At 66.8% G+C, this 9,950-nt stretch carries 8 protein-coding genes; 2 read left to right on the forward strand and 6 right to left on the reverse strand.

Annotated features, from left to right (window positions below):
• The 4 genes from E8A49_RS03190 to rpsL all read right to left on the reverse strand — a co-directional run.
• Nucleotides 1–106: GTP-binding protein (locus E8A49_RS03190; protein WP_293376298.1), on the reverse strand; the 106-nt coding region annotated here is incomplete at its 3' end.
• A 48-nt stretch (nt 107–154) separates the two neighbouring features.
• Entirely contained in the window at nt 155–2,233 is a 2,079-nt protein-coding gene (fusA, locus tag E8A49_RS03195; RefSeq protein WP_293376286.1) for an elongation factor G, read from the reverse strand.
• A 132-nt stretch (nt 2,234–2,365) separates the two neighbouring features.
• Complete coding sequence (gene rpsG / locus E8A49_RS03200; RefSeq protein ID WP_293376288.1) at nt 2,366–2,839, reverse strand: 30S ribosomal protein S7; 474 nt, start codon at nt 2,837–2,839, stop codon at nt 2,366–2,368.
• Nucleotides 2,840–2,851: 12 nt separating this feature from the next.
• Complete coding sequence (gene rpsL / locus E8A49_RS03205; RefSeq protein ID WP_293345753.1) at nt 2,852–3,223, reverse strand: 30S ribosomal protein S12; 372 nt, start codon at nt 3,221–3,223, stop codon at nt 2,852–2,854.
• Nucleotides 3,224–3,572: 349 nt separating this feature from the next.
• On the opposite strand from rpsL, the gene E8A49_RS03210 reads away from it, so the two are divergent.
• A complete protein-coding gene (locus tag E8A49_RS03210) occupies nt 3,573–4,349 on the forward strand; it encodes a hypothetical protein (protein ID WP_293376290.1) in 777 nt (258 codons plus the stop codon).
• 191 nt (nt 4,350–4,540) lie between these two features.
• Entirely contained in the window at nt 4,541–5,233 is a 693-nt protein-coding gene (locus tag E8A49_RS03215) for a hypothetical protein (protein ID WP_293376292.1), read from the forward strand.
• A 78-nt stretch (nt 5,234–5,311) separates the two neighbouring features.
• On the opposite strand, the gene rpoC is transcribed toward E8A49_RS03215, so the two are convergent.
• Nucleotides 5,312–9,502, reverse strand: coding sequence for a DNA-directed RNA polymerase subunit beta' (gene rpoC / locus E8A49_RS03220; protein ID WP_293376294.1), 4,191 nt, complete (start codon nt 9,500–9,502; stop codon nt 5,312–5,314).
• Between the two features lie 101 nt (nt 9,503–9,603).
• Nucleotides 9,604–9,950 (reverse strand): hypothetical protein (locus tag E8A49_RS03225; protein WP_293376296.1); only part of this gene is annotated, 347 nt, incomplete at its 5' end.

Below are 9,950 nucleotides of genomic sequence, written 5' to 3' on the forward strand. Positions count from 1 at the left end.
GCGTAAAGGTGATCGCCGCCGTCAACGTCGTCTTGCCATGGTCAACGTGACCAATCGTGCCAATGTTGCAGTGCGGCTTATTGCGTTCGAATTTCTCTTTGGCCATTTCAAGCTCCAGCCCTGTCCGGGCTTGTCCTCTAAACTAGGGTTGGGATTAGGCGTACTTCTTGATCACTTCGTCGGCCACCGCTTGCGGCACCGGGTCGTAGTGATCGTAGGTCATGGAGAAGTTGGCGCGGCCCTGGGAGAAGGACCGCAACGTGTTGATGTAGCCGAACATGTTGGCCAGCGGCACGAAGGCGGTGACCACCTGCGCGTTGCCGCGGCTTTCCGTGCCCTGGATCTGGCCCCGGCGGCTGTTCAGGTCGCCAATGACGTCGCCCATGTACTCGTCGGGCGTCACCACCTCGACCTTCATGATTGGCTCGAGCAGCTTCGGCGCGCCGCGCTCGCGCAGCTCGCGGAAGGCCGCGCGGCTGGCGATTTCGAAGGCCAGCACGGAGGAGTCCACGTCGTGGAAGCCGCCGTCATAGAGCGTGGCCTTGAAGTCGATCACCGGGAAGCCGGCCAACAGGCCGTTTTCCTTGGCCGAGGTCAGGCCCTTTTCGACGCCGGGGATGAATTCCTTCGGCACCGCGCCGCCGACGATGGCGCTCTCGAAGACGAAGCCCGAGCCTTGCTCGCCCGGCTCGAACTTGATCTTCACCCGGGCGAACTGGCCCGTGCCGCCGGTCTGCTTCTTGTGGGTGTAGTCGATGTCGGTGACCTTCCCCAGGCTCTCGCGGTAGGCCACCTGCGGCGCGCCGATGTTGGCTTCCACCTTGTAGGTGCGCTTGAGGATGTCGACCTTGATGTCCAGGTGCAGCTCGCCCATGCCCTTCATGATCGTCTGCCCCGACTCTTGGTCGGTCTGGACGGTGAAGGACGGGTCCTCGGCGACCATCTTGGCGAGCGCGACGCCCAGCTTCTCCTGGTCGGCCTTGGACTTCGGCTCGATGGCGATCTCGATGACCGGCGCCGGGAAGTCCATCTTCTCCAGGATGACGGGCGCCTTGATCGGATCGCACAGGGTGTCGCCCGTGCGGGTGTCCTTCAGGCCGGCCAGAGCCACGATGTCGCCGGCGTAGGCTTCCTTGATGTCCTCGCGGTTGTTGGAGTGCATCAGCAGCATGCGGCCGACGCGTTCCTTCTTGTCGCGGCTGGAGTTCAGGAGACCCATGCCGGTCTCCATCTTGCCCGAATAGATGCGGCAGAATGTCAGCGAGCCCACGAAGGGGTCGTCCATGATCTTGAACGCCAGGACTGACAGCGGCTCCTCGTCGGAGGCCTTCCGCACGACCGGCTCTTCGGTCTTGAAGTCGATGCCCGGGGTCGGCGGGATATCCACCGGCGACGGCAGATAATCGACCACGGCGTCGAGCAACGGCTGGACGCCCTTGTTCTTGAAGGCCGAGCCCGCGAGGATCGGATAGAAAGCCCCGGTCAGCACCGCCTTGCGGATGCACTTCTTGATGACGTCCACCGACGGCTCTTCGCCGGACAGGTAGGCTTCCATCGCCTCGTCGTCGAGCTCGACGGCGTTCTCGATCATGTAGTGGCGGGCTTCGCCGCACGCGTCCTTCATGTCGGCCGGAATCTCTTCGTCGTGATAGTTCGCGCCCAGGCCTTCGCTATCCCAGACCACCGCCTTCATGCGGATCAGGTCGACGACGCCCTTCAGGTTGGTTTCCGAGCCGATCGGCAGTTGGATCGGCACCGCCTTGACGCCCAGCCGGTCGCGGATGGTCTTCAGGCACATTTGGAAGTCGGCGCCGATCTTGTCCATCTTGTTGACGAACACGATGCGCGGAACGTTGTAGCGGTCGGCCTGGCGCCAGACCGTCTCGGTCTGCGGCTCCACGCCCTGGTTGCCGTCGAGCACGGCCACGGCGCCGTCCAGCACGCGTAGCGAACGTTCCACCTCGATGGTGAAGTCCACGTGCCCGGGGGTGTCGATGATGTTCAGGCGCTTGCCGTTCCACATGGCGGTGGTGGCGGCGGACGTGATGGTGATGCCGCGCTCCTGCTCCTGCTCCATCCAGTCCATGGTGGCGGCGCCGTCGTGGACTTCGCCGATCTTGTGGCTCTTGCCCGTGTAATAGAGAATCCGCTCCGTCGTCGTCGTCTTGCCGGCATCGATGTGGGCCATGATGCCGAAGTTTCGGTAGTCTTCGATTTTCGTCGTGCGGGGCATAGCGGACAGCTCTGAAAAGGGGTGCGGTCGTAGGGCGGTTGCGGTCTTGGGATCGGTGGCGGGGGGCCTGAACGAACGGCGCGGGCGGTTTATCTCAAACCGCCCGCGCCGGAAAGCTCAGTGTTTTTGGGCTTACCAGCGGTAGTGCGAGAAGGCCCGGTTGGCTTCGGCCATCTTGTGGGTGTCTTCGCGTTTCTTCACCGCGGAGCCGCGGTTGGAAGAGGCGTCCAGCAGCTCACCGGCCAGCTTTTCCGTCATGGTGTTCTCGCCGCGGTTACGCGCGGCGCTGACGATCCAGCGGATGGCGAGCGCACGGCGGCGGTCCGGACGGACCTCCATCGGCACCTGGTAGGTGGCGCCGCCGACCCGGCGGGACTTCACCTCGATGGCCGGAGAGACGTTCTCGAGGGCCGCGTGGAAGGTTTCCAGGGGACCCTGGTCCTTGCGCTTGGCTTCGAGGATGTCGAAGGCGCCGTAGAGGATGTTCTCGGCGACGGCCTTCTTACCTTCGTACATCACGTAATTCATGAACTTGGTGACGACCAGGTCCCCGAACTTCGGGTCCGGCAGGACTTGGCGTTTCTCTGCGCGACGGCGGCGGGACATTCTTCTTCTTCCTTACTTCGGACGCTTGGCGCCGTAGAGCGAACGACGCTGGCGGCGATCCTTGACGCCCTGCGTATCGAGCACACCGCGCAGGATGTGGTAGCGCACGCCCGGAAGGTCCTTCACGCGGCCGCCGCGGATCAGGACCACGGAGTGTTCCTGCAGGTTGTGGCCTTCGCCGGGGATGTAGCACACCGCCTCGATGCCCGTGGTCAGGCGCACCTTGGCGACCTTCCGCAGGGCGGAGTTCGGCTTCTTCGGGGTCGTGGTGTAGACCCGGGTGCAGACGCCGCGGCGCTGCGGGCAGCCCTTCAGGGCCGGGACCTTGTTGCGCGAGGGCTTGTCCTGGCGCGGTTTGCGGATCAACTGGTTGACTGTCGGCATCTAGTCTCGCTTGCGTGGAGGCGTGTGCCGTTTGGCCGAAGCGCCTCAGTTTAAGGTCCAAATTCTCGGGTTTTCGAAAGCCGCCCGCTGAACGCAAAAACCCGCCGGGACGCGCTTACGAGCGTGCCGACGGAGAAGGGTCCACCGGGGCGGGGACGAATCCCGGCCTCGAAAGAGCGCGCTACATAGTCGTGAAGCGCCCGCCCGTCAACGTTTACGGGGCCTGCGCGGACGGGGCCACCCCCTCGGCGGACGCCGTTCGGCCGGCCTCCGCAATTCAGCCCTGATTTCAGCCACGAAATCGCCGCGACAGCCAAGCTCCCTTGTGGAAGGCCGCCAAGGGGGACGGATGCAGACGGTCGCACGCCGCCGCGCCGCCTGGACGATCGCAGCCTCGGTGCTGGCGCACCTGGCGGTGGTGGCCTTCGCCCTCTCGCAGCATGTCACCCTGCCTCCGCCGCGTGACGACGCCGGCCCGCCGCTGGCGTTCATCCCGGTGCTGATCCTGCCGCGCGTCCAGGCCGACGCCGGCGGCCTTGTGCGCCCCGGCCAGATCCGCCTGCACCGCCGCGAGCCCAGCATCCCGCAGAGCCTGCCGCTGGCCCCCCGCGAGGCGGCGGAGACGCCGGCGGAAAGGCTATCCGCCCCGTCGGCTGCGAGCGCCGCGCCCGCACCCTCCGGCGCCGATCAGGGGCCGCCCGCGCCGGACCTCACCGCCGCCCTGCGGCATGGGGTGCTCGGCTGCGCCAACGCTGGCGCCTTGAGCCGCGAGGACCGGATCCGCTGCGAGGAGCAGCTGGGCGCCGGCGCCGCCAACGCGCCCACGCTTCAGTTGCAGCTCGCCCCGCGGATGCGCGCCTACTACGACGCCGTCGCCAAGGCCAAGGCGCCGGACAAGCCCTGGACCCCGAACCGGGCGCCCGGCGCGCTGGGGCGGCTAGACCCCGAGCCCCGCAATTCGAGTTCAGGCGACCACCTGCCGGGGGTCGGCTGCGTCGTCCCCTTCGGGCCGGGCAAGAAGCCGACGCACAAGCAGATGCTGCCCCACGCGCTCTGGCTCGGACCCTGTTTCATCGAACCGCCGAAAGGCCCCCTCGACCCGGAGGTGGACATCCCGGTACCCTAGGGCCCTTCCCGCGCGCGATGGATCATCGTACGCGGACGAGAAGGGCTCGCAGCCGAAAGCGACGACCCTGCTCTTCCCGATTAGCTTGCTAGCCAACCGGGACAGAGTCTAGGGCGGGGCCGGCTGTTCGCCACGAAAACGCCGCCGGCGCGCTTTCCCTGTGCGAAAACGCTGGCGAGGGACCACGCGGGATGCTGACGGCGAGGCGCCGCCGCCAAACGACCTGGGCTGTCGCTGCGTCGATCGCGGCGCACGTCGCCGTGGCCGTGGTCCTGCTCCTGGAACGGCCGAGCCTGCCGCCGCCGACGGATTTCCCGGGTCCGCCCGAGGCGATCATCCCGATCCTGATCATGCCGCGGACGCCGCCGCCCGCCGCCGGCCGGCTCGCCCAGCAACAGCCGATCCGCCTGCACCGCCGCCCACAGCCGTTCCTGCCGCCGGACATCCCCACCCTGCCCGTCGCGCCCACGCCGGCCCCCGCGCCGGCGCCGGGACCCGCGACGCCCAAGGCGGTCCCCGCGGTCCATCCCGCCCCGCAGCCCGAGGGGCCGAAAGGCGACGTGCGCACGGCGCTGCGCGGCAGCTACGTCGGCTGCGCCAACGCCGACGCCGTCGGCCTCAACAAGGCCGAGCGCGACGCCTGCGCCGAGAAGTTCGGCAAGGGCGCCAAGGACGCCGAGTTCGCGGGCCTCGGCCTCACCGCCGACAAGCAGCGCCTGCTGGACGCCGCCGGCGCGAAGAAGGAGGCCGACCTCCGCTACAAGCAGGCGCCGATGACGTTCGGCTCCGCGCCCGGCGCCGCCAACCCCGGCGCCTCGGCGGAGCAGGCCTGTATGGACCTCGGCATCTCGGCCGACGCCTGCGGCGCGCACGTCAAGAGGTAGAGGCCGTCCCATCGGACACCAAAACGGCCCGGGATCGCTCCCGGGCCGCTCGGTACGCGTCAGTCTGGAGAGACTGGACTAGTCGACCTTCTCGGCCTCCGCCTCGACGGCGATGGCTTCCGGAAGCGGCTCCATGGCCTCCTCGCGGCTGGCCGTCAGCGCCTCGTCGCGCTTGGCGGCGATCCGCTGCAGGTTGCGCAGGTAGGAGCCGGTGCCGGCCGGGATCAGGCGGCCCACGATCACGTTCTCCTTCAGCCCTTCCAGGGTGTCGACCTTGCCCTGGACAGAGGCTTCGGTGAGGACGCGGGTGGTTTCCTGGAACGACGCCGCCGAGATGAAGCTGCGGGTCTGCAGCGACGCCTTGGTGATGCCGAGCAGGACCGGCTGCACGAGGGCCGGACGGCCGCCGCGGGCCTCGGCCTTGGCGCTCTCCTCGTCCACTTCGATCTTGTCGAGGTGGTCGCCCTTGAGCAGGCCGGTGTCGCCGGGTTCGAGGATCTCGACCTTCTGCAGCATCTGACGGACGATCGTCTCGATGTGCTTGTCGTTGATCGGCACGCCCTGCAGTCGGTAGACCTCCTGGATCTCATTGACCAGGAAGTCGGCCAGCGCCTCGATGCCCAGGATCCGCAGGATGTCGTGCGGGTCCGGGTTGCCGTCGATCAGGTACTCGCCCTTGCGGATCACGTCGCCGTCGTGGACGGCGATGTGCTTGCCCTTCGGGATCAGGAACTCGACCGCCTCGCCGCCGTCTTCCGGGGTGATCTTGATCCGCCGCTTGTTCTTGTAGTCGCGCCCGAACTCGACCCGGCCGTCCATCTCGGCGATCACCGCGCAGTCCTTCGGACGGCGGGCTTCGAACAGCTCGGCCACCCGCGGCAGACCGCCGGTGATGTCCCGCGTCTTGGCGCTTTCCGTGGGGATCCGCGCCATGACCTCGCCAGGCTTTACCTCGTCGCCGTCGCCGATCGAGAGCACCGCGCCCACCGGCAGGAGGTAACGGGCCTCGCCGCCGTTGGAGATGCGCATGTAGGCGCCGTCTTCGCCGATCACCGCCATGGCCGGACGCAGGTCCGAGCCCTTGGTGGAGGCGCGCCAGTCGATGACCACGCGGTTGGTGATGCCGGTGGCCTCGTCGGCTTCCTCGCGGACCGACATGTTCTCCACCAGGTCCTCGAACCGCACCTTGCCGCCCACCTCGGTGATGATCGGGGTGGTGTAGGGGTCCCATTCGGCGAGGCGTTGGCCGCGCTTGACCTTCTCGCCGTCCTTGACGCGCAGGCGCGCGCCGTAGGGCGGCTTGTAGGACTCGCGGTCCTTGCCGTCGACCTGGACGGTGAGCTGCAGGTTGCGGCTCATGCCGATCAGGTGGCCCTGGGCGTTGGTCACGGTGTTGCCGCCGCTGATCTTCACCACGCCGTCGTTGGCGCTTTCGAAGAACGACTGCTCCGCCACCTGGGCCGTGCCGCCGATGTGGAAGGTCCGCATGGTCAGCTGGGTGCCTGGCTCGCCGATGGACTGGGCGGCGATGACGCCAACCGCCTCGCCGATGTTCACCGGGGTGCCGCGGGCCAGGTCGCGGCCGTAACAGGCGCCGCAGACGCCGACCTTGGTCTCGCAGGTCAGGACCGAGCGGATCTTCACCGACTGGACGCCGGCGTTCTCCACCACGTCGCACATGTTCTCGTTCAGGTAGGTGTCGGCCGGAACGATGACCTCACCGCTGTTCGGGTCCTTGATGTCCTCCGCCGCGAAGCGGCCGAGGATCCGCAGGCCCAGCGAGACCAGCACGTCGCCGCCTTCGACCACAGCGCGCAGGGTGATGCCCCGCGTGGTGCCGCAGTCTTCCTCGGTGATGATGCAGTCCTGCGCCACGTCGACCAAGCGGCGCGTCAGATAGCCGGAGTTGGCGGTCTTCAGCGCGGTGTCGGCCAGGCCCTTACGGGCGCCGTGGGTGGAGTTGAAGTACTCCTGGACGGTCAGGCCTTCCTTGAAGTTCGAGATGATCGGCGTCTCGATGATCTCGCCGGACGGCTTGGCCATCAGGCCGCGCATCCCGCCGAGCTGCTTCATCTGGGCCTGCGAACCGCGGGCGCCGGAGTTGCTCATCATGAAGATCGAGTTGATCTCGCCTTCGCGGCCCGAGGCGTCCTTCTCGGCGGTCGAGACCTCGGCCATCATCTCGTCGGCGACCCGGTCGGTGGCCTTGGCCCAGGCGTCGACCACCTTGTTGTACTTCTCGCCCTTGGTGATCAGGCCGTCGGCGTACTGCTGCTCGTACTCTTCCACCAGCTTGCGGGTCTCTTCGACGATCGGGGCCTTGCGGGCCGGGATGACGATGTCGTCCTTGCCGAAGGAGATGCCGGCCTTGGCCGCTTCCTTGAAGCCCAGGCCCATGATCTGGTCGGCGAAGATGACCGTCGCCTTCTGACCGCAGTGCCGGTAGACGGTGTCGATCAGGTTGCCGATCTCCTTCTTCGTGAGGTTCTTCTCAAGAAGACGGTGACCCACGGCCGGGTGTTGCGGGAACAGAGCCGCGATCTTCATCCGGCCCGGCGAGGTCTCGATGACCTTGCGGACCAAGACGCCCTCGGCGTTCATCTCGGTGTGACGGGCGCGGACCTTGGAGTGCAGGGTCACGACGCCGGCGTCCAGGGCCTGATCGATCTCGTTCAGGTCGGTGAACACCTTGCCTTCGCCCGGCTCGCCGTCCTTCACCAGCGACAGGTAGTAGAGGCCCAGCACGATGTCCTGCGACGGCACGATGATCGGCCGGCCGTTGGCGGGCGACAGGATGTTGTTCGTGCTCATCATCAGCACGCGCGCTTCAAGCTGGGCTTCCAGCGAGAGCGGCACGTGGACGGCCATCTGGTCGCCGTCGAAGTCGGCGTTGAAGGCCGCGCAGACCAGCGGGTGAAGCTGGATCGCCTTGCCTTCGATCAGCTTGGGCTCGAAGGCCTGGATGCCGAGGCGGTGCAGGGTCGGTGCGCGGTTCAGCAGAACCGGGTGCTCGCGGATCACCTCGTCCAGGATGTCCCAGACGGCCGGCTGCTCACGCTCCACCATGCGCTTGGACTGCTTGACGGTGCCCGACAGGCCCTTGGCGTCCAGCCGCGCGTAGATGAACGGCTTGAACAGCTCCAGCGCCATCTTCTTCGGCAGGCCGCACTCGTGCAGCTTCAGCTCCGGGCCCACCACGATGACCGAACGGCCGGAGTAGTCGACGCGCTTGCCGAGCAGGTTCTGGCGGAAGCGGCCCTGCTTGCCCTTCAGCATGTCGGCCAGGGACTTCAGCGGACGCTTGTTGGCGCCGGTGATGACCCGGCCGCGGCGGCCGTTGTCGAACAGGGCGTCGACGGCTTCCTGCAGCATCCGCTTTTCGTTGCGGATGATGATGTCCGGCGCGCGCAGCTCGATCAGCCGCTTCAGGCGGTTGTTGCGGTTGATGACCCGGCGGTAGAGGTCGTTCAGGTCCGAGGTGGCGAAACGGCCGCCGTCCAGCGGCACCAGCGGGCGCAGTTCCGGCGGGATCACCGGCACCACGGTGAGGATCATCCACTCCGGCTTGTTGCCGCTTTCGATGAAGCTCTCGATCAGCTTGAGGCGCTTGGACGCCTTCTTCAGCTTCATCTCCGAGGTGGTGGTGATCAGCTCCTCACGAAGCTTGTCGGCTTCCTTGCTGAGGTCGAGCGCGCGCAGCAGACCTTGCACAGCCTCGGCGCCGATCTCGGCGGTGAAGCTGTCGTCGCCGAACTCGTCCTGGAAGCGCATGTACTCGTCTTCCGAGAGCAGCTGGTGCTGCTTCAGCGGCGTCAGGCCGGGCTCGGTGACGATGTAGTGCTCGAAGTAGAGCACGCGCTCGATGTCCTTCAGCGCCATGTCCAGCATCATCGAGATGCGGCTGGGCAGCGACTTCAGGAACCAGATGTGGGCGACGGGGCTGGCCAGCTCGATGTGGCCCATCCGCTCGCGCCGGACGCGCGCGAGGGTGACCTCGACGCCGCACTTCTCGCAGATGATGCCCTTGTACTTCATGCGCTTGTACTTGCCGCACAGGCACTCGTAGTCCTTGGTCGGGCCGAAGATGCGCGCGCAGAACAGGCCGTCACGCTCGGGCTTGAACGTGCGGTAGTTGATGGTCTCGGGCTTCTTGATCTCGCCGAACGACCACGAACGGATCTTCTCCGGCGAGGCGAGCGCGATACGGATCTGGTCGAAGGTCGGAGCGGCCTGGACCGGATTGAAGATGTTCAGGACTTCCTGGTTCATCTTGGTTCCTTCTGCGGGATCTGCCCGCGAAAAATGTCAGGGAAAACAGAGAGGCGGACCGCCCTCCCCGGCCGAAACCGGGAAGGGCTAAAAGGGTCGCGTCAGCTGTTCTCCAGCTCCACGTTCAGGCCCAGGGAGCGCATCTCCTTGACCAGCACGTTGAAGCTTTCCGGGATGCCGGCTTCGAAGGTGTCGTCGCCGCGGACGATGCTTTCGTAGACCTTGGTCCGTCCGGCCACGTCGTCCGACTTCACCGTCAGCATCTCCTGCAGGGTGTAGGCGGCGCCGTAGGCCTCGAGCGCCCAGACCTCCATCTCCCCGAAGCGCTGACCGCCGAACTGCGCCTTGCCGCCCAGCGGCTGCTGGGTGACCAGGCTGTAGGGGCCGATCGAGCGGGCGTGGATCTTGTCGTCCACCAGGTGGTGCAGCTTCAGCATGTAGATGTAGC

The sequence above is a fragment of the Phenylobacterium sp. genome, assembly GCF_004799515.1.
In the GTDB taxonomy this organism is placed as follows: Bacteria; Pseudomonadota; Alphaproteobacteria; order Caulobacterales; family Caulobacteraceae; genus Phenylobacterium.